At 59.8% G+C, this 20,227-nt stretch carries 13 protein-coding genes; 5 read left to right on the plus strand and 8 right to left on the minus strand.

Annotation, left to right across the window (positions count from 1 at the left end; genetic code table 11):
• The first annotated feature begins 56 nt into the window (after positions 1–56).
• Positions 57–944 carry a hypothetical protein gene (locus D9N14_RS13740; RefSeq protein WP_290580618.1) on the plus strand — a complete coding sequence of 296 codons (888 nt, stop codon included), beginning with the start codon at positions 57–59 and terminating at the stop codon, positions 942–944.
• 69 nt (positions 945–1,013) lie between these two features.
• Here D9N14_RS13740 and D9N14_RS13745 read toward each other — a convergent pair whose 3' ends face one another.
• From D9N14_RS13745 to D9N14_RS13760, 4 genes are all read right to left on the minus strand, one after another.
• A complete protein-coding gene (locus D9N14_RS13745) occupies positions 1,014–4,871 on the minus strand; it encodes an InlB B-repeat-containing protein (protein ID WP_290580620.1) in 3,858 nt (1,285 codons plus the stop codon).
• 167 nt (positions 4,872–5,038) lie between these two features.
• Complete coding sequence (locus D9N14_RS13750; protein WP_290580622.1) at positions 5,039–6,136, minus strand: hypothetical protein; 1,098 nt, start codon at positions 6,134–6,136, stop codon at positions 5,039–5,041.
• The gene (locus D9N14_RS13755) at positions 6,137–6,997 is read right to left on the minus strand and encodes a DHH family phosphoesterase (RefSeq protein ID WP_290580624.1); all 861 of its coding nucleotides are present in this window, start codon (positions 6,995–6,997) and stop codon (positions 6,137–6,139) included.
• Positions 6,998–7,041: 44 nt separating this feature from the next.
• Positions 7,042–7,749, minus strand: coding sequence for a glutathione S-transferase family protein (locus D9N14_RS13760; RefSeq protein WP_290580626.1), 708 nt, complete (start codon positions 7,747–7,749; stop codon positions 7,042–7,044).
• Between the two features lie 147 nt (positions 7,750–7,896).
• Between D9N14_RS13760 and hrpB the strand changes: the two genes are divergently transcribed.
• Both hrpB and D9N14_RS13770 read left to right on the plus strand, forming a co-directional pair.
• A complete protein-coding gene (gene hrpB / locus D9N14_RS13765; RefSeq protein WP_290580628.1) occupies positions 7,897–10,440 on the plus strand; it encodes an ATP-dependent helicase HrpB in 2,544 nt (847 codons plus the stop codon).
• Between the two features lie 116 nt (positions 10,441–10,556).
• Positions 10,557–11,618 (plus strand): oxygenase MpaB family protein, encoded by a 1,062-nt coding sequence (locus D9N14_RS13770; protein ID WP_290580630.1) that lies wholly within the window; start codon positions 10,557–10,559, stop codon positions 11,616–11,618.
• 1 nt (position 11,619) lies between these two features.
• On the opposite strand, the gene D9N14_RS13775 is transcribed toward D9N14_RS13770, so the two are convergent.
• On the minus strand, positions 11,620–13,527 hold the full coding sequence (locus tag D9N14_RS13775; RefSeq protein WP_290580632.1) for a diguanylate cyclase: 1,908 nt from the start codon (positions 13,525–13,527) through the stop codon (positions 11,620–11,622).
• Between the two features lie 206 nt (positions 13,528–13,733).
• Between D9N14_RS13775 and D9N14_RS13780 the strand changes: the two genes are divergently transcribed.
• Positions 13,734–15,542, plus strand: a complete 1,809-nt coding sequence (locus D9N14_RS13780; RefSeq protein WP_290580634.1) for a M61 family metallopeptidase — start codon at positions 13,734–13,736, stop codon at positions 15,540–15,542.
• 36 nt (positions 15,543–15,578) lie between these two features.
• On the opposite strand, the gene D9N14_RS13785 is transcribed toward D9N14_RS13780, so the two are convergent.
• Together D9N14_RS13785 and D9N14_RS13790 are read right to left on the minus strand one after the other, a co-directional pair.
• Positions 15,579–16,412 (minus strand): M23 family metallopeptidase, encoded by an 834-nt coding sequence (locus D9N14_RS13785; protein WP_290580636.1) that lies wholly within the window; start codon positions 16,410–16,412, stop codon positions 15,579–15,581.
• The gene (locus D9N14_RS13790) at positions 16,409–17,710 is read right to left on the minus strand and encodes a lytic murein transglycosylase (protein WP_290580638.1); all 1,302 of its coding nucleotides are present in this window, start codon (positions 17,708–17,710) and stop codon (positions 16,409–16,411) included. Before D9N14_RS13790 ends, D9N14_RS13785 begins: the two co-directional genes overlap by 4 nt.
• A 133-nt stretch (positions 17,711–17,843) precedes the next feature.
• On the opposite strand from D9N14_RS13790, the gene D9N14_RS13795 reads away from it, so the two are divergent.
• On the plus strand, positions 17,844–19,736 hold the full coding sequence (locus tag D9N14_RS13795; RefSeq protein WP_290580640.1) for a diguanylate cyclase: 1,893 nt from the start codon (positions 17,844–17,846) through the stop codon (positions 19,734–19,736).
• Here D9N14_RS13795 and D9N14_RS13800 read toward each other — a convergent pair.
• Positions 19,706–20,206 (minus strand): hypothetical protein, encoded by a 501-nt coding sequence (locus tag D9N14_RS13800; protein WP_290580642.1) that lies wholly within the window; start codon positions 20,204–20,206, stop codon positions 19,706–19,708. The two genes, D9N14_RS13795 and D9N14_RS13800, sit on opposite strands and share 31 nt — an antisense overlap.
• Positions 20,207–20,227 lie beyond the last annotated feature (21 nt).

The raw sequence follows: 20,227 nt of genomic DNA on the forward strand, positions 1-20,227 counted from the left end.
TACCATCGCCGTTGGGAACCCTGTTTGCAAGAACCTTCCGTGCCATTGGAATGGGAATGGGAACGGTCATAGGAATGGGAATGGGCCTGGCCGGGTGCAATCCGCCTCTGGACATCGCCCCTCTGCCACAACCGGCCTTTGACGACACCACACTGGCCCGCATGCACAACAGCCAGGCCATCAACCTCCACGACATTCTGGCGCAGAATCAATTGCTCGCGACCCCGGCGGAAACCACCATCAGCCGCTCCCCCTATCAACCCCTTACCCTGATGAATTTTGCCGAATGCTGGCAGGATACCCATTGCCGCTACAGCATTACCGAAACCGGCATTCCCCTGCAGGCGTTTCCCGCCAATGAGGTGGTGTACGCCTGGTGGCAGAGTCGGCTGACCGAGCCGGACCAGGCGGCCGTTTGCGGCCTTCGTTTTCTGGAAGACGACAGCGCTCAGTATGAGCTGGCCAGTTTCAGCAACCGCACAGAATTGGACAGTACCCCTGGCTTTCAGCTCACCCATTACCAGCAATGCGGCAGTTGCTCCACCTTGCAGGATCTGGCGGTGTACGGCTCCCTGGATCTCACCGTCATGGCCAAGACCTGCAGCAAACAGCAGGGCTTCACCGCCAAACAACGTTGCATGGAAGACATCGGTTTTACCTCCGCCTGTGCCGAAAGCTGGGCCTTCAATGCACAACAGACAACCCAATCCTGCTTTGTCCGGTGTGTGCAGGAATACGGCCTGATCCCCCTCATCCTGGGCACCGAATCCAGCCCCAACACCAACGGTGGCCAATTGAATCAATGCCTGCTCTGCGACGAGATGATGGCCGGCCCCGGCTTTCAATACGCCGCCGGACGCACCCGTCGCAATTCCGGCATCACCTCCGAGATCGACCGCCCGGAGGATCAGGTTTACGAGGTGGAGCACCACTATTTTGATTAATGAAAAAGGGCTGGATGATCCAGCCCTTTTGGTTTGCTTTCAGGTGTTTTGCACGGCTAGCAACCGCCCTTACTCCGGATCAATATCTCCGTCATAGGGTTCGATCACAATGTCGTGACCATCTATCAACAGCGCGTTGTTGTTGTCGATCACCTGCACCCGATAGGTTCCGGCGACAGTGGGCACCCGCAGGTATTGTGCACCACTGGCAGCAGGCAAGCGGGAGGACAGGGCAGAATATTCCCCCGGCACCGCGGCATAAAACGCAATACGGGGGAAACTGCCGGTCACGCCGGAGTAAATGAAGCGCACGGTATCTCCCGCCCGCACCACCGCAGGGCCATGCACCGCCGAACGGGAAGGGTCCAGCACATACAACAGATTGGCCTGCGCCAGGGCTTGGTTGCTGCCGTTGCGCATTTCCACGTGATACACACCATCCGCCGCCGGGGCAGTCAGGGTCGCATTGCCAAAGCCCACAGGCAGCGTGCCCGTATTCAACGCAGCGCCTGACAGCTGATGGTAAATGCCGATGGTATTGCCCGCTGCGAATGACCCACTGTAACCGAAGGTCACCGGTGCACCCGGGGCAGCGATTTCCGGCGCGATGAACAACTCTGTGAGACTCTGATCCAGCACGCTGACGGTGATGTTGTTACTCATGGTGACGTAGCCGCGATTGATCATACGGATGTCATAGATGCCGGTTTCCGTGGGCAACTGCAGCGGGATAGCGCCCTCGTTCAAGCCATTGAGCCGTACCCGGGTCAGGTAGGCAGTATTGGTGGCATGCTGCGGATAGAGAGCGATGTAATCCCAGTCTTCGGTGGAACCCACAAAGGACACCGTGATCTCTTCACCGGGGCTCGCCAACTCCTGGGCCGACACTGAAATGCTGCTGTTGTACGCCGCCAGGATAGTGCCCAGTTCAGCGATGGTTTCGTACTTGTTGTTGATCAGTCGCACTTCATACTGGCCCTCTGTATCCGGCATATTAATGCTGGCCACACCGGATTCGCTGGGCAAACGCACCCGCCCCACATAACTGGTATTCGCCGCCCCGGGGGCATAAAAAGCAAAATAGTCGAACGGATCAGTGGAACCGGAGTAACTCACCTGGATGGACTGGGTGGGCTCTGCCACCGAGACAAAACCGGCGGTGGCATTATAGGGCGCCACGGTGAAGCGATTGCCTTCCACTTGCGTGACATAGCTGTTGGAGATCATGCGCAGATCGTATTCACCGGCTACCGTAGGCACCCGCAACGATACCACACCGTAGTTGGCCGCCAGGCGTTCCCGATTGTAGTAGCTGGTGTTGTTGGACTGCCCCACCGGGTAGCTGGCGGCATAATCAAAGGCATCGTCCGATCCGGAGAAGCCAACCCACAGGGTTTCACCGGCACGCACCTCATCCGGGATAAAGAGGTTTTCTTCTGCCGGATTGATGGAATACACCAGGCGGGCACTGGCCAGGGTCTGGTCCTCGGCACTCACCAGTCGCACGTGGTAGATGCCGGCGTTGGCCGGCAGGTTCATGGTGACACGCCCTTGGGGGAACTCGCTGGCAGGCAACTCGGCAATGGGCATATTATTAGCGGCACCCTGGGCATACACCCCCACGGTGGCGCCTTCCAGGGCCAGTGGATGGGAATAGGCCACATGCATCTGGGACCCGGATTCATCCCACACCGGCGCGGTGAAGATTTCAGACAGGGAAGGATCCAGCACCGCGATGGGCACGCCGTCGGCGATGGTAACGTAGCCGTTGTTGATCATGCGCACATCGTACATGCCGGTTTGCTCCGGCAGATTCAGCGTTACGTCACCTTCCGTCACACCGTTCAGGCGCACCCGGCTCAGATAGCCGGTGTTGGCGGCGTGCTGGGCGTACAAAGCCACATAGTCGAAGTCCTCCGTGGAACCATTGAAGCTCACCGTCACCTGCTGGCCCGGCAGGCCGAACTCGGGGCCACCCACAAAGGCGTCGTCGTAGGCCACGTCCAGTACACCAGCTTCCAGAATGGTTTCGTAGGCGTTATTGATCATACGGATCTGATAAGCGCCTTCTGCACTGGGGGCAGTGACCGAGACCTCACCGGCATCCTGCGGCAAACGCACCCGCTGGGTGTACTGGGTATTGGTGGCACCGGGCGCATAGAAGGCCACATAGTCAAAGCCGTTGGTGGAACCGGTGTATTGAACATCAATGCTCTGCCCGGGAGTGACCTCATAACTGGACAGGGTCACCGTGGCTGCATAGGGCTCTACGGTAAAGGTGTTCCCCTCATCCAGCAATTCATACTGGGAATTGATCAGGCGCACCACGTACTGCCCCGCCACCGTGGGCATCCGGAAATCCACCATGCCGTTGGCATCGGCCACCCGAATGCGGGTGGTGTAGCTCACCAGGTTGTCTTCCCCCAACGGATAGATGGCGATGTAGTCGAAGTTGTCTGCGGAGCCGGAGAAAATAATCGGGATGGTGTCGCCAGGCTGCACCGTCTGGGGAATTTCCACATGCACCTGCGCGGGATCGATGACTTTTACATACTCCATTGCAGCCAGGGTTTGCTGGGCAGCAGACAACAGGCGCAGCTCGTAATACCCCACTGCATCCGGTGCCGGCAATTGAATGTTGCCCGCCGGCACCACACCGATGGCCGCGGAGGCCAACGGCGCGCTGTTGGGGGCCCCCTGTTCGAACAGGGCCACCGCTTCGCCACCACTGACACCGCTGTACGCGATGGTCAGTGTTTCCCCACGCAGCGCCAGATCCGGCGCCACAAACACTTCCACTGCATTGCTGTCCAGCACACTCACGTATTCGTGGCTGGCCATGGTCTCATAGCCCTGATTGATCATCTTGACGGTATACATGCCGGTGGCGTCCGGCAGGGTTATTTGCACGGTTCCGCTGCTCACTCCCGCCAAACGCACCCGCGACAGATAACCGGTGTTGGCCACGTTCTGCGGATACAGGGCGATGTAATCAAAATCCTGGGTGGAACCACTGAAGCTGACATTGATGGTCTGGCCGGGATAGGCCTGCTGCACCGTGCTGACCGACGCGGAGTAGGACAGATCCACTGTCAGGCTGGAAGAGATGGTTTCATACTTGTTGTTGATCATGCGGATTTCATAGCGCCCTTCCTGGGCCGGCATGGACAGATCCACTTCGCCCTCCGGATCAGCCAGGCGGGCACGGCTGGCGTAGCCGGTATTGGTGCCCCCTTCCGGTATCACCGCAATGTAATCAAAATCGTGGGTGGAGCCCTGATAGCTCACCCGTACCACGTCTTCCGGGCTCAGGGCCGGGGTTTCCAGGTTGAATTGCGTGTTATAAGGCAGCACTTCCAGGTTGTCGTCGATGACAATGGTTTCGTATTTGTTGTTGATCATCCGAAACTGATAGGTGCCGGCGATGGTGGGCACCCGGATGGTGGTGCTGCCAAAGTCCTGGGCCAGTCGACTGCGCTCAAGGTATTGCGTGTTTTCCCCATCCAGGGCATAGATCCCGGCGTAGTCAAAGGGATCAGTGGAACCGGTGTAGTTCAGATTGATCACGGTGCCGGCGCGCACCTGCAGTACCGCGCCAATGCCCGGGTCGGAGTTCTCGTTGAACACGGCGCCTACGGTGCGATCATCGCTGACGGTTACCTCGCAGGTTGCCTCGGTACCGGAACAGTCATCCAGCCAATTCAGGAACTGGTATCCCGCCTGGGCGGTGGCGGTGAGCGTCACCGTGGTGTCGCTGGTATAGTCATGCTCACAGTCCGCACCGCACTGGATATTGCCGTCTGCGGATACGATGGTACCGCCCACCGGTTGCGACACCGTCAGGGTGCCCCCGGCGTTGCCACCACCACAGGCGGCCAGCAACAGAGTCGCCGCCGAGGTAAGCCATAGTTTAGTTTGGGATTTCATCGCCTTTGCCTCTTGTTATTGGATGCCGTGTGATCCGGAAGAAATGCCTGTCGTGCTAGGTAAGACAAAAGAGGAGCAAAGAAATGGCAAAAAGCCTTGAGCGGCGACGCAGAGCAGCGCTAGAAAGAGAGATGTCGAATCAACATATTGAATGACGTACGCCAGGATTAAGGGGTTTGCAAAGCGGCTTTGGCCGCCGCAATGCTCTCCCGCCGCCACACCTCAATCCGGGCACGCAGCTCACTAACGTACTGCAACGTTTTTTCGGAAATATCCACATCACTGCGATCCGCCCGTTTGCGCAGGATGACTTCCGGTTGCAATTGCTCCGGAATGATCCCGTGACCGGAAGGGTTCAACAGGCGCTCACCGAGGCGGCCGTACTGCTGCCGCGGCAGCTGATCCGTGCGGCACTGGACGTTCTGCTCACGCACGCTGGTCAGCAACGCTTCATCCCGCAACAAAGGGCAGTTAATGCTTTCATCCCAGGCTGCGTCCACATAGTCCGACCAATGAAAGGCATTGGCCACACGCCATTGCTTCTGCACACAGACCACGTAGGGGGAAGGGGATTGTCCGGTGAGCGGGTCCGGGTGCAGCGCAAGAATCCGATTCCAGAAGCGCAAGCCGTGAAAATTGGCGGTCAGGTCCGCGTAGGAGAACACTCCGGTGGTCTGGGCGCCGAAGTACACGGCCTCCGACCATTCACCGAACAACAGGCCACTCTCAAGGGTACGGTGCAGATGATCAGTCACCACAAAATAACTGAAGCCTTCCGTGAAGAAGTGACCCAGCTTGTCGGTGCCGATGTCCACCCCATTCACATGGATCACCGATGCCATGCGTTCCGACAGCACCAGCGATGGCGACGCCTGCCAGGCAAAGTCCTGATAGATGGATTCCTGCAACGGCACACGGCGCCGGGTAATCTGCTCGCTCTCCTCCGCGAAAGACTCCAGCTGACCGATCAGGCTGCGGGCCAGTTGTTCCACCAGCTTGGTGTAGAGCCGCTCTTCATCACAGCCCGGTGCAATCCATTTGGGGGCGGTTTTGGGTTGGGTTCGCATGATTCTGGCATTGGCCCGCTGCACGGCCAATTGCAGCCGCCGGTTCACTTCCTGGTTCAACACCGTGGTGCTGTCCGGCAGGTTTGCCGGCGCACCGTCCGGCCGGGTGAACTGGTCCACTTCCGCAGCGGCCAGCGGCGTTGACCAAAGCATACTGACTGCCGCCAGCGCGGCGATCTTGAAGCGCAGGGATCGCATTTAGGCTGAGCCGGGCTCAATCACCAGATTATCCTGCCCCAGCCAGGTGACAAACCCGGCGGCATTTTTGTGGCCACCGCCACCAAACTGCTGGGCAATCTGCGCCACATCCGCGCCATCCTGCGCCGAACGCAACGACCAGCTGCGGCGCAATCCCTTATCACTGTAACCCGCCGCAAACGGATGACCTTCCGCCAGTTCCCCCACCAATTCACTGACAATGGCACGGGGGCAATTCACAATGGGCACCCGATGGCCGGCAATGGTGCCCATTTCCGCCGCCCGCTTGCCTTGCTCGATCATTTGCGTGCGATAACGATTGATGGCGTTGCCGTCGTTCACCAGGCACTGAAACGCCTGTTCATCCTGCACCGCCTCATGCCAGCGTTCGAATGTAAACGGTTGCGACATCAATCCTGCGTTCACGTCATGACTCTCCGGAATGTTCCACCACCACATGTCCCGGTCCTGCACGCAGGCAATCAATTTGGGCGCGGCCGTGGAATGAAAGTATTCCCAGGTAATCATGGCCCCGGAGCGCTCCATATCAAAATGCAGCTCCAGATTGTCGAACTGTTGGTCCATGCCCGCCAACTCGTTCACCGCCGTAATATGATGATCCAGCACAATCACTTTGGCCGCCTGCTGGCACAGTTGCTCCATGCCTTCACGTTTGTAGGCGTAGTCCAGCAGGTACACGGTTCGATTATGGGCCGCAGGGGGCGTATCCCCATGGGCCGCCGGCAGGTACTCGGCGCTGACGTTCAGGTTCAATTGAAAGTGCACCCAGGCACTGTAGGCGCTGCCAAAACCGTCCAGGCAATTGGCGTGAAAAATTATCAGAGGGGAGGAGTCAGTCATACTGCGTCATCAACGGCTGTTTCAATAAAAGGGCGCGCACTATATCACGTGCCGAAAATTTCAGTGAGGGCCCGCTCGGTGAAGCTCACCAGGTTAGGCCATTTTTTCACGGTGGCTTTTAACGGGGTTTCGATGGGGGGCTTAAGAATGTTGGCCAGATAGCTCACCGCCACCACATCCAGTTTCACCGGCTGTTGCTCACCGAACCAGGTTTTATCCCCCAGATACTGCCCCAGCGCATTCACGTGCTTGGCGCCGATGGAATAGACCTCTGCCGTGTTGTGGCGCCCCATGCCCTGCCCCACCAGGTCCCCCTGGATTTTCTTGCGGATCTGGTTGGTGATCACCGGGCGGATCAACTTGGGAATGCCGGCAAACATGGTATCGCGCACCTGATCCCAGTTGGCATCATCCATCCAGCGGCTGTACAGCATCACAAAATACAGGCTTTCTTCACACATGGAACGCATGGCGTGCTGCACGGCACGTTGCTCATCGGTGAGCGGTGCATCCAGGTCGATGGCGTGGTGGGAGTGGAGAAACTCATAGATCTGCTCGGAATCCCCCATGATCTGCTTGTCGATTTTCACGTAGGGGATTTTGCTTTTCGGGCCTTTGCGTGGATCATTCTGTTCGACAATCTTATAGGGCAACTGTCCGAGTTTGAGATAGCCTTCCAATTTCATGCAGAAGGGCGATGCGTTGGGCAAACCCCAGGCCCGGCTGAACTGATAGACGGTGATATCAAACATGCTGTTTCCTTATACTGTGTCACGGCGATACGTCGCTGCGGCTCTGTTGGGATCATACCGCTAGCCGGCTCCCGTGCAAACGTGTGCGCTGTACAGTTTTGTGAGTGGCCTCTAAACTTGGGCCTCATTTATATTCGGATACTCTGCGTGTTTGAAAATCCGCTTGAGCTGCCCATTGAACAGGTACTGCCGGAGTTGCTGCAGGCCAGTGAAGCCCACCGTGCGGTGGTGCTGCAGGCGCCCCCCGGTGCCGGCAAAACCACCCGGGTGCCACTGGCGCTGTTGGCGTGCCCCTGGCTGAAGGGCAAGATCCTGTTGATCCAGCCCCGCCGCCTGGCGGTGTACAGTGCGGCCCACCGCCTGGCACAACAGCTGGGGGAAACGCCGGGCCAGACTGTGGGCTACCGCACCCGCTATGATCGTTGCGTCAGTGGACACAACCGGATCGAAGTGGTCACCGATGGTATTTTCCTGGCCCAGATTCAACGGGACCCGGAACTGAACGGCATCGCCATGGTGCTGTTCGATGAGTTTCACGAGCGCTCGGCCAACCTGGACCTGGGGCTGGCCTTCGCCCTGGAAGCCCAACAACTGCGGGACAGCGACCAGGCACTGCGACTGATGGTGATGTCCGCCACGCTGGACGGTGAGCGCCTCAGCCGCTGGCTGGATGCGCCGCTGATCCAGTCCCAGGGCCGTTCCCACCCGGTCACCACGCATTACCGCCCCCTGCCACGGGATCGTTACCCCGAGCAAGCCATTGCCGCCGTGATTGAAGAAGCCCTGCGCACCGAACAGGGCAGCCTGTTGGTGTTCCTGCCGGGCATGGGGGAAATCCGGGCCCTGCAGCGGCGGCTGGAGCAAGCATCGTTGCCGGACCAGGTGGTGGTGCTGCCCCTGCATGCCAGCCTGCCCCGGGCGCAACAGCAGGCCGCCCTGACACCGGCCCCAGCCGGCCAGCGCAAGATTGTACTGGCTACCAATGTGGCGGAAACCAGTATCACCATTGAGGATGTGCGGGTGGTCATCGACAGTGGGCAGGTGCGGGTGGCCCGCTATGACGAACGCCGCGGGCTCAATGGACTGCATACGGAGAGGGTCTCGGCAGCCTCGGCAGAACAACGCCGGGGCCGGGCCGGCCGCACCCAACCCGGCGTTTGCTATCGGCTGTGGGGCGAAAGCCAACAGGCCTCCCTCAAGCCCTTCAGCGACCCGGAATTGCTCACCACGGACCTGCAGCCCATTGCCCTGGAGCTGGCCCAATGGGGCGTGCCCAACCCGGCGGACCTGACCCTGCTGGATCACCCACCGGCGGACCGCCTGCAGCGGGCGCGGGCATCCCTGCGCCAACTGGGCGCGCTGCGGGAGGACGACGCCATCACCGAGTTTGGTCGTCGCCTGGGGCAGCTGGGACTGCCGCCGCGCCTGGCCGCCCTGGTGCTGAATTGCCAGGGCAGCCCGGTGCTGGCGGACGCCATCCGCTGCGCCGCCATCCTCAATGAGGGCGACCCTCTATTGCAGGGACAGCGCCAGGGCCAGGATTCGGTGCGGGCCGATATCCTGCTGCGCCTGGCCCACCTGGAATCCAGCCGCCACCCACGCATCCATGCCCTGGTCAAACAGATCCAGCAAAGGCTGCCCCCGGCGCCGGTCACCCGGGCTGAGACCCAGCCCCAGCCCCAGCCCCAGACCCAGACCCAGACCCCAAGCCTGGCCCAGGCGCTGGCCAAGGCCTTCCCGGACCGCATCGCGCAGCAGCGCAGCGGGCATGCCCAGCGCTACCTGATGAGCAACGGCAAGGGCGTGCAGCTGCACCCCCACGACCCCCTGGCGGGGCAGCGTTTTCTGGTGATTCTGGAAGCCGGCGGCAGCGCCACCGAGGCCCGGGTGGAACTGGCCTGTCCCCTGTCCCTGGAGGACATCAAGCAGGCTCTGCCGGCATTACTGGAGACCACTGCGGCCCTGTTCTGGGAGCCCTCGCGGCAGGCGGTGGTGGCCCAGCAGCAGTTACGCCTGGGCCGCCTGGTGTTGCAGCAGCACCCCCTGCCCAAACCCTGGCCACCCCATACTCAGGCCCAGACCCAGACACTGTTGCTGCAGGCACTGCGGGAGGCGCAGCTTACCCCCCTGCCCTGGACCCAGGGGTGCCGCCAGTTCTGTGAGCGCCTGCTCTGGCTGGCCAGCCGACCCGGAGAGTCCTGGCCGGATTTCAGCCCCGAGGCCCTGAGCCTGAGCGCTGACCAGTGGCTGGAGCCGTTCCTGGAACAACGCAGCAGCTTCGCCGAGCTGGAGCAGCTGCCCCTTTTGGACGCCCTGAAAAACCGTCTGGGCTGGGAGCGGCTGCCCGAACTGGACGCACGGGCCCCCACCCACTGGACCCTGGCCACCGGCACTCATCCCATTGATTACAGTAACCGCACGCCCACCCTGCGGGTGCGGTTGCAGGAGTGCTATGGACTGCAGCAGCACCCCACCCTGCCGGACGGCACGCCCCTGACCCTGGAGCTGCTGTCGCCGGCCCGGCGCCCGATCCAGATCACCCGCGACCTGGTGGCCTTCTGGTCCGGCTCCTATACCGAGGTGGCCAAGGAGATGCGTGGCCGCTACCCCAAGCATTTCTGGCCGGAAGACCCCGCTGCCGTCCCCGCCACCACCCGCACCAAACGGGCCATGGGTAAGCAGGAGAACTGATTGTTGCGTGACCGATTGCGGTTGTGTACCGGGTTGTGTAATGTAGTTGGCTGACAATAACAATAAACCAGTAACCATCGGGGCATCAGATGTTCTCCCAAGCGCGCGAGAATGCGATGAGTGATTTCTCCTTCAAACGCCTGGCCAATCGGGGTGACCCACTGGCCGATGCCGTGGCCCTGCGCATTGATCGCCGCCGACCGTCCCACATGATGGACGAGGTGGTGTACCTGGCCAAAACCGAAATCAGCGTTTACCAGGAATTCATCGACCAGCTCAACACCCATCCCGGCTGGTTGGATTGGGAGCAGATTGAACACGCCCGCCGCCTGCAAAGCGCCTTCCATCATGCCCGCAGTATCGCCATCTTTTCCGGCAGCCTGCTGGAAGGCTATTGCCAGAATCGCGCCGCGGTGGCCCTGGTGACCCGGGGTCATCTGCATCACGAAGTCATTCGTCGCATCCACGAAGCCAATTACCTGATTCACAGCCTCAATCAAACCGACAGCCTGCGTAGCGGCAAGCCCGGCTATCGCGCCCTGGCAGAGCTGCGCCTGTCCAACGCCATGATCCGCAAAAGCCTGACCACACGGGGCTGGCCGGAGCACTACAAATGCGCTCCCCTGTCACAACTGGACCTGGCTTTCGATATGCTGGAATACGGGTATCTGGCCACCCAGGGCATGGAGCGCCTGGGCATTCAACTGGATCAGGATGACAGACGCGCCATTCATCATTTCTGGCGCTACTGCAGTTGGTTGTACGGACTGGATGAAGCGTTGATCACCGCCGGCCCCCATGAAGAACGGGCGCTGTATCGGCAACTGAGCCAACGCCAGAAACGCGTTGCCAGGGAACACGAACTGCTGGCCCACACCACGCTGCGCTGCATCGGCGAACAGGGCCTGTTGAATATTCCCAATGAGTTGCTGCAGAGTTTCAGCCGCATTTGTCTGGGCGACGCCAGGGCGAACGCACTCAATATCACCCAGCCACCGGGTTGGCGCCGACGGGCCCAGTTTTACATTACGGCCAACCGGGGGGCCACCTTCGTCCATTACCACATCCCCGGCATGAGCGGACTGAACCAGCGTATTCACCGCTACCTGTCCCGCAATATTACCGTGCCGCCTCAGGCGCCGGAACGTCCACCCCGCCCGCTGCAAAAGATCGCCTGATTCAGGACGCCAGGGAAGACGCCGCCACCGAACAGTTTCGCCCGCGGTTCTTGGCCTCATAGAGGGCTTTGTCGGCGGCTTCAATCAAGTCATCGGCTTTGGCACCCGGCTGCAGGGTCTGCCCCACCACACCCAGGCTGGCGCTGATAGGAATACGCTCGCCTTTGAAAATGAACTTCAGCTCGCTGATTTGGTTGCGAACGCGCTCCGCCACCGAATAGGCTTCTGCTGCGGCGGTGTCCGGCAACACAATGGCAAATTCCTCGCCACCATAGCGCGCCACCAGATCCGTGCTGCGGCTGGCGACTTCTTTGAGGGTGGCCGCCACCAGGCGTAAACAGTCGTCGCCCACCAGATGGCCATAGCGATCGTTGAATTGTTTGAAATGATCAATGTCCACCAGCACCAGGGACAGGGGCTGTCCGGTACGGGTGGAACGCTCAATCTCACGGCTCAGGGTGGCATCAAAATAACGCCGGTTATGGACTTTGGTGAGCGGGTCGGTGACGCTCAACTTGGCCAGTTCCCGGTTGGCAATTTCCAGGTTGGTCATGGTGCGCTCCAACTCCTGGGTGCGCTCCACCACCCGCTCCTCCAGTGCCTCGTTGGTTTGCTGTTGCAGTTGCAGCATCGCCTCCTGGGCCTGCAGTTTTTCCTCCCGCTCCCGGTTCATCAGCAACTGCAGATCAAGGGCTCGGGTTTGCGCCAGTTCCCGTTGGCTGCGTTCGCGGTTAATGCGCTCTGCCAACGCAAAGGAAAGCAGCAGCATTTCCGCCACAAAACCGATCAACTGGCCGTTTTCAGTGATCATCGAATAGGGTAAAGCGCCTTCCATCATCAACACCGCCATCATGGTCAGGGTAATCAACCCACCCCAGGCGATCGTGAAATAGCGGGCCGACACATTGCCCTTGATCCACAGCACGATGGAGGTGGCCAACGCCACCACACAGGACAGCAACGCGCACAGCTCATTAATCCGTACCAGGAAATCATTCCCCACCAGCAATACCAGCGCGGAACACGCCCAATACAGTATGAAGAACGTATTGCAATGCAGCATCCAGCCGCCATAGTGTTTGAGTTCCAGAAAGTGTCGCATGAACAGGGCCGCAGCAAAGAAGCTGACATAGATCGACAGCGCAAACCCATTCAGCCGCAACCACTGAGTGTGCCCCCACAACAAATAGTCACCCACCCCGGTGAGACCGCATTCGTACACCATGATGGAAAGGGCATAGAAACAGTAATACAGATAACTGTGATCGCGGGTGAACACATACAGTGACAGGTTGAACAACATCAATGCGATGAGCACACCAAAGGCCAGACCGTACCAGACATAACGCTGCTGCTGATGCTGATCCAGTGCATCCTGCTGCCAGATGTACATGGGTAGAAAAATATTGAAACGGGAACCGGCGCGCAGATAAATCTGCTGTTGCTCCCCCGGCGCCAGTGACAGGGAAAACAGCCAGCTGGTATTGTTGTCTGAGGCGTCGGTGCGCGGCGTGTTCAAACCGGACGCCACCTTGCGCACATTGGCTTCATCCTGGCCCATCACAAACAGGTCGAGCACACCCAGATTGATCCAGCGTATTTCCAGAGTGCGTTGCAGCGCTTTGTCACTCCGGTTCTCCACCGTAAAGCGAAACCATACCGGGGTAGCGCTCTTGCCCACATTGATGGCGGTTTTTTGCAGGCCGGACCAGCCCTCCGTCGGCAGCTGCCGTGGGTCGCTGATCTCGGTTGATTCCGGCTGTACCCAGAAGCGCACATCACCAGGCTGCACCCGGATGGCATCGGATGCCGCCAGATCCAGAATATCAGCGCGCGCCGCGCCATGGGAAACGCTGCAGGCCAACAGCAGCAACAACCCGCAGCAGCACGCACTCCAGAATTTAAACACGAAACAGTACCTGTGAAATGATCTATCCATCATTATAGTTTGGAACGAACGTGTTGCTTTGATAGCCTGTTGTGATTCTGTAACCTAAGCGTCTCAGGCAGGAAGCATTTGTCATAGCTAACCGGTTATGGAAAATTAAACCCTGCCGCGCCAGAATATCGGTCACCTTCACAACCCTGACACCCACCTGAATTTTACGGGCCGCCATGAATCACGCTTGCGAATTGCACTACAGTATCACCCCCATTGATCCCTATGCCCATGTATTTGCAGTACAACTGGACATTCCCTTTGCCGTGGCCGCCGGGCAGCGCCTGCGTTTGCCCAGCTGGATTCCCGGCAGCTATATGATCCGCGACTTTGCCAAAAACATCGTGACGCTTCACGGGGAGTGTGATGGCCAACGGGTCACGCTGACCAAAGTGGATAAGCAGACCTGGAGCCTGCCGGCCTGTGATGCCCCGCTGTCGATCCATTATCAGGTGTACGCCTGGGATATGTCAGTGCGCGCAGCCCACCTGGATCAGAATCACGCCTACTTCAACGGCACCAGCGTGTTCCTGGAGCTGGAAGGCTACGCCGACACTCCCTGCACGGTGGACATTCACAACGCCACCATTCCCGAAGCACGCCATTGGCGGGTAGGCACGTCACTGCCTACGGCCGGTGCCGAGCAGTATGGTTTTGGCCGTTATCGGGCCGAGAATTACAGTGACCTGATTGATCACCCGGTGGAGATCGCCGACTTCAGCCTGGTGAGCTTCGAAGCCTGTGGCGTGCCCCATGATTTTGCGCTCACTGGTTTGCATAACGCGGACCTTGAACGACTGGCAGATGACCTGAAAATCATTTGCGAGTACCAGATCAACCTGTTCGGTGGAACAGCGCCGTTCGATCGTTATGTATTCATCACCTGGGCGGTGGGCAACGGCTATGGCGGACTGGAACACCGCGCCTCCACCAGCCTGATCTGCAACCGGGATGACCTGCCCTGCCGTAACGAGAGGGGCAAGGTCAGCGACGGCTACAAAACCTTTCTGGGATTATGCAGCCACGAATATTTTCACAGCTGGAACGTCAAACGCATCCAGCCGGATATTCCCTACGACCTGAGCCGGGAGAATCACACGCCGCTGTTGTGGGCCTTTGAAGGCATCACCTCCTATTACGATGATCTCACCCTGGTGCGCACCGGTTTGATTTCCGCTGAAGACTATCTGGAGCTGGTGGGCAAAACCATCACCCGTATCCTGCGCAACCCGGGCCGTACGGTGCAGTCCACCGCCGACTCCAGCTTCGACACCTGGACCAAGTTCTACAAACAGGATGAGAATGCGGCCAATGCCATCGTCAGCTATTACACCAAAGGCGCCCTGATTGCCCTGGGACTGGATCTGACCCTGCGCCGACTGAGCCAGGGGGCGGTCAACCTGGATCACATCATGGTGCAACTGTGGCAACGGCACGGCCGGACTCACACCCCGGTGGCGGAATTCGATATCCAGAATCTGTGTCGGGCATCCCTGGCCCCGCAGGGTGCTGACGCGCTGGCGGCGCTGGACCAGTATCTGGACAACGCCATCTACGGCACTGACGACTTTGATTTTGCCGCCCTGTTCGATGCAGTGGGGGTTCGCTTTCATACCCGCCCCGCCACCTCCGCCAGCGACGGCGGCGGGAAGCCGGCCTCCGGCGAGCAAACGCGACTGGAACTGGGCCTGCTCACCACAGCGGACAACGGGGGTGCCAAGGTCCAGCGGGTGCTGAACGGGTCCAGTGCCCACCGGGCCGGCATTTCCGCCGGGGATACCCTGATTGCCCTCAACCGCATCCGGCTGGACAACGGCAATCTGGAAAAACTGCTGGCCCGCTATGAGGCGGGGGATCAGGTGGACATAGTGGGTTTTCGGCGCGATGAGTTGATGCAGTTCCAGCTCACCCTGGAGGCCGGCACCCCGGATACCGCCTATCTGCAGATCCAGGACGCCGAGCGGCTCAAGGGCTGGATTCGCTGAGCGTTCATCCCCAGGCCACAATGGAGCAGGAGCGGTTCAGGATTCCGGAATCAACAGTTGCGGGTCCAGGCGCTCCTGATACCAGTTCAGGCGCCAGCACAGGTGCGGACCGGTGGCACGGCCGGTGGCCCCCACCAGCCCGATCACCTGACCTTGGGTGACCGCGGTGCCGGGCGTCACCAGCAGCTTGCTCATGTGCAGATAGCTGGTGCTGATACCGTGGCCGTGATCAATGACCATTGTGCCACCGGAAAAGAACATATCCTCGTGAGCCAGGGTGACCACCCCATCGGCCGGGGCCAGGATCTCGGTGCCCTGGGGTACGGCGATGTCGACACCGTAATGGGGGCGGCGGGGCTCGCCATTGTAGAAGCGCTGGCTGCCATAAACGCCGCTGATGGGGCCCTGCACCGGCCAGGTAAATTGCTGTAGAAACCCGTGCAGATCACTCTCGGTATCCCGCGCCTGCTTGACCTGACCGGCCTCTTCCTGAATCCGCTTCAGGTGGCTGGGGTCCGGGTTCACGGTGCGGGCCGGCACCCCTTCCACCCGTTGCAGGTTGTATTCCCGTTTTTCAATGCTGAAAGCCAGGGTCTGCTGGCGACCGTCGGCCAGCGTCACCTGCAGGCTGTGCTCCAGGGGTTCATCACGACCGAAGCCCAACACAAACTCGCCCTGTTCGGTGAGGGTGAGTTGGCGGCCACCATAACGCACCCTGGCCTGATCCGGGACCTGGCCCACCACCATGCCTCCCTGGATAAAATCACCGCGCAGCGATACTCCGCCGATGGTCCGGGTCTCCGCCCAGAGGGAGGGGGCGGCGCTCAATCCACTTAACAGGCACAGCAGTGCAATCCATGCATTCTTCAAGGTTGTTCTCCCGATCGAGTGGGTGTGGGCTCCGCGGGCAGTACCGCACGCAATTGCTCCAGGGTCTCATCCGACAGGTAACCGTCCGCCACCCAGCCCCGGGATTTCTGCAGGTCCCGCAGGGCCCGCTTGGTGCGAGTGCCGAAGATACCGTCTACCGGCCCCACATCATAGCCGGCCTGGGTGAGCGCTCCCTGTACCCATTGGACCGTGGCCAGGGTGAGGCGTTCATCGTTGGGCGGGGTCACGCTCAGCTCGCCACCGCCGTTGATGCGGTCTGCCAGATGGCCAACCGCCAACGCATAGTACTCGGAGCGGTTCCAGCCCATGATCACGTCAAAGTTGCGGTAGACCACGAACGCCGGCCCCCGGTGACCACTGGGCACAATAACCGACGCCGTCAGCGGCAGGTCCGGCAGGCGGTTGCCCGCCACATCGGTGATCCCCAAACGACGCCATTCCGACAGGGGCTTGTGCACATCGCGCCCGGCCAGGGCGTAATCGAAGCCCGGCGGTAGGCGCACTTCGCGCCCCCAGCGCAGGTTCCGCTCCCAGCCCAGCTGGTTGAGGAAATGGGCCGCCGAGGTGAAGGCATCCGGCAGACTGTTCCACAGGTCCGCCTTGTTGTCACCATCCGCGTCCAGGGCAAAGCGCCGATAGGCACTGGGCATGAACTGCATATTGCCCATGGCACCGGCCCAGGACCCGAGCATGGTGCCGTGATCCGCCACCCCGGCTTCCACCAGGCGCAGGGCTTCCATCAGTTCCTGGGTGAAGAATTCACTGCGGCGGGGATCGCAGGCCAGGGTGGTGAGGGAATCCAGCACGTTCATCTTGCCCAGATAAGAACCGAAATTGGTCTCCAGGCCCCAGAACGCCACCAGGTACTGCGGCGGGATGCCGTATTGGCGGGTCAGGGGCAGCAACAGGTCGTAGTGTTGCTTCAGCAGGCGGCGACCGGTTTCGATCCGCTGTTCGTTCACCCGCTGCCCCAGATAGTTATGGAAGGTCTCGGTGAATTCCGGCTGGCGCCGGTCCAGTTCGATGACCCGGGCCACATAGGACACCGCCCCCAACTGGGTTTCCACCACCCGGGGATCGATGGCCTCTGCCAGGGCCCGTTGTTGCAGCTGCGCCACGCACTGGCTGAATTCAGCCTGCTGCGCTGCCTCGGGGGCCGGCGCGGGTGTAACCGCCACCGGCTCTGCGCGCAACAGTCCGGCCCAGCCCAGGCACAGCACGCCCCAGGCGACCCACCCCGGCAGACGCCAGGCCATTTTGCAATCGTATGATTTCATTAAGGTATTCCCACACCCAACCGTTCACTCTGATGATCCTAACAAAGTTAACAATCCGCCGACAGCGGTGGCACACAGAAAAGACGGTCTACAATGAATATTCAGCTACCCCTAACCAGGTCGACTCCATTTCATGCTGCTACAGCGTTTACTGTTGACGTGCCTCGGCCTACTGCTAGCAACCGTAATACAGGCCGGCACCATTACACTCACGCCGGATACGGGCCCCATCGAACTGATGCCCCGGGCAGAGCTGTACGTGGATGAATCCGAAGCATTGACGGTGGAGGCAATCCGTGACGTGCCGCTGCTGCAACCGGTGGAACAGGAAACCCTGAGCCTGGGTTTCACCAAGGCAAGGGTATGGTTGCGCTTCCAACTGTACAACCCAGAGCCGACACCCGCGTATCGGGTCCTGTACATGAATTATTTTCTGCTGGATGACGTGGTGCTCTATCGTGAGGAGGGCAACGGATTCAGCGCCCAGTACAGTGGACGGCGCTACCTGAGCGAGCACAACCAGAGCCCCATTCCCACGCGCTTTTTTCATTTTGAAATCACCCTTCCCGCCCACAGCAGCCAGACGTTCTACCTGGCCCTGAAAAGTGAGGATGCCATCTCCACCGCCGCCACCCTGATGCCGCGGGCCGACTTCCAGCGCGTCATGGTCACCGACACCATCGGCATCACCCTGTTCAGCGGACTGATTCTGGCGAACCTGTGCTTCGCGCTGTTTATGCTGATCAAACTGAGGGAGTTGGAGATGCTGTATTATTTCGGCTTCCTGCTTTCCCATCACGTGTTCACCATCACCATGCTGGAAGGGGTGCCCGCCAGCCTGTTCAATATGGAAAGCCTGTTCTGGAACCGCACCGGCATCATATTCATGGTGAACTTTGCGGTGATCATGTCGGTATTGTTCTTTCGCTCGTTTCTCAAATTTCAGGAGAAGTATCCGCAACTCTACCGGCGCTCTCAGGCCCTGCTGGTGATTGCCATCATCAGCACACTGCAATGCCTGCTGGTGCCCCATGTGATTGGCTCGGCCGTGTCCACAGTGCTGTGCATGATCGTGGGCACCGGCATCATGTACAGCTGCGTACAATGCGCCATTGCCGGTGATCGCAGCGCCATGTTGTTCCTGTTGTCCTGGTCCTCCGGCATCACCGGTGCCACCATCTTCTGCCTCAAGTTATGGAACGTTCTGCCCAGCAACGGATTTACCGACAATGCCTGGCAGGTGGGTGCCACGCTGGAGGCCATACTGTTTTCCATCACCATTGCCGACCGTGTCACCGCCGAGCGCCGCATGCGCCTGCAGACCCAAATGGAGCTGGTGAAACAGGAACGGACGTTGCGCCTGACCCAGGAACAATTGCTGAGAACGGAAACCGCCGCCAAAGAGGAACTGGAACAACAGGTGGAAGAACGCACCCAGGACATCACCCGGATTTTAGGTGAACTTGAAATTCAAAACCGCAAGCTGATGGAGCTGTCCATCAATGATGGTCTCACCAAAGTGCGTAATCGCCGTTTCTTCAACGATGCCTATCCGGAGCTGTGGCGGGAGGCGCAATCCAAGGGCAAGTGGATCAGCGTTATCATGCTGGACATCGACCATTTCAAATCCATCAACGACACCTACGGACACCTCACCGGTGACCAATGCCTGGTGGCGGTGGCCGAGGCGCTGCGTAATCGCGTCACGCGGCCAAAAGACATCATCTGCCGCTACGGCGGTGAAGAGTTTGTAATGGTGTTGTTCGATACTCCGGCTGAGTCCGCTATGCTGCTGGCGGAAAGCATTCGCACCTCGTTGTCTGAAACTGTTCTGGAAACCGACTCCGGCCCGTTGAGTGTTACGGCCAGCCTGGGGGTTGCGGCGCGGATACCCAACGCCGCAGTGTCCGCCACGGATTTACTTTCCACCAGTGATCACGCCCTGTATGAGTCGAAAAGCAGCGGGCGCAACCGGGTCACGTTCGCTGACCACCCTCAGTCCGCATCCGCTTCCACCAGACGCTGAGCCATTTCCAACACCACGCTGCCCCCCACCTGATCCCCTGGGTCCAACGCCTGCAGTTTCAACAACACCGCCATGGCCTGCTCCACATTGCCCTTGCGCAACTGCACAAAACCCGTGGCCTTCATGCTGTACACATAAAGCCGACGGGCGCCACTCAGGTTCAACCAGTCCGGCCCCGGCTCCTGTACCCGCCAGTCCACCGCAAACCCTGCCTGCAACGCGCTCATCACCAGCACCTGGTTGATCCGTTGCAGGGATTCATCAAAGCGGTTGGAATAAGCGTACATCTTGTACAACGCCACCAACACTTCCAGTTTGTCCGGCATCCGCTGATGTGCTTCCAGCAACAGGTTTTCCGTACGTTGCCAGTCGTTGCAAATATCCAGTGGTTCCCGCAACAGTTTCTGCAGCTGAATGTCCGCCACCCCGGTGCTGAGCGGCAGATCGTCAAACAGATCTTTTATCTGCATGATGGTCCTCGTAAGCGTATT

It is taken from the genome of Ketobacter sp. (assembly GCF_003671495.1).
Classification (GTDB): Bacteria; Pseudomonadota; Gammaproteobacteria; order Pseudomonadales; family Ketobacteraceae; genus Ketobacter.

What these genes read in the sequence shown, in the direction of transcription:
- D9N14_RS13790 (WP_290580638.1), bottom strand. Translation starts at nt 17,710, where the DNA reads ATGAAATCATACGATTGCAAAATGGCCTGGCGTCTGCCGGGGTGGGTC.
- D9N14_RS13750 (WP_290580622.1), bottom strand. Translation starts at nt 6,136, where the DNA reads ATGCGATCCCTGCGCTTCAAGATCGCCGCGCTGGCGGCAGTCAGTATG.
- D9N14_RS13780 (WP_290580634.1), top strand. Translation starts at nt 13,734, where the DNA reads ATGAATCACGCTTGCGAATTGCACTACAGTATCACCCCCATTGATCCC.
- D9N14_RS13755 (WP_290580624.1), bottom strand. Translation starts at nt 6,997, where the DNA reads ATGACTGACTCCTCCCCTCTGATAATTTTTCACGCCAATTGCCTGGAC.
- D9N14_RS13760 (WP_290580626.1), bottom strand. Translation starts at nt 7,749, where the DNA reads ATGTTTGATATCACCGTCTATCAGTTCAGCCGGGCCTGGGGTTTGCCC.
- D9N14_RS13745 (WP_290580620.1), bottom strand. Translation starts at nt 4,871, where the DNA reads ATGAAATCCCAAACTAAACTATGGCTTACCTCGGCGGCGACTCTGTTG.
- D9N14_RS13770 (WP_290580630.1), top strand. Translation starts at nt 10,557, where the DNA reads ATGAGTGATTTCTCCTTCAAACGCCTGGCCAATCGGGGTGACCCACTG.
- D9N14_RS13795 (WP_290580640.1), top strand. Translation starts at nt 17,844, where the DNA reads ATGCTGCTACAGCGTTTACTGTTGACGTGCCTCGGCCTACTGCTAGCA.
- D9N14_RS13800 (WP_290580642.1), bottom strand. Translation starts at nt 20,206, where the DNA reads ATGCAGATAAAAGATCTGTTTGACGATCTGCCGCTCAGCACCGGGGTG.
- D9N14_RS13740 (WP_290580618.1), top strand. Translation starts at nt 57, where the DNA reads ATGGGAACGGTCATAGGAATGGGAATGGGCCTGGCCGGGTGCAATCCG.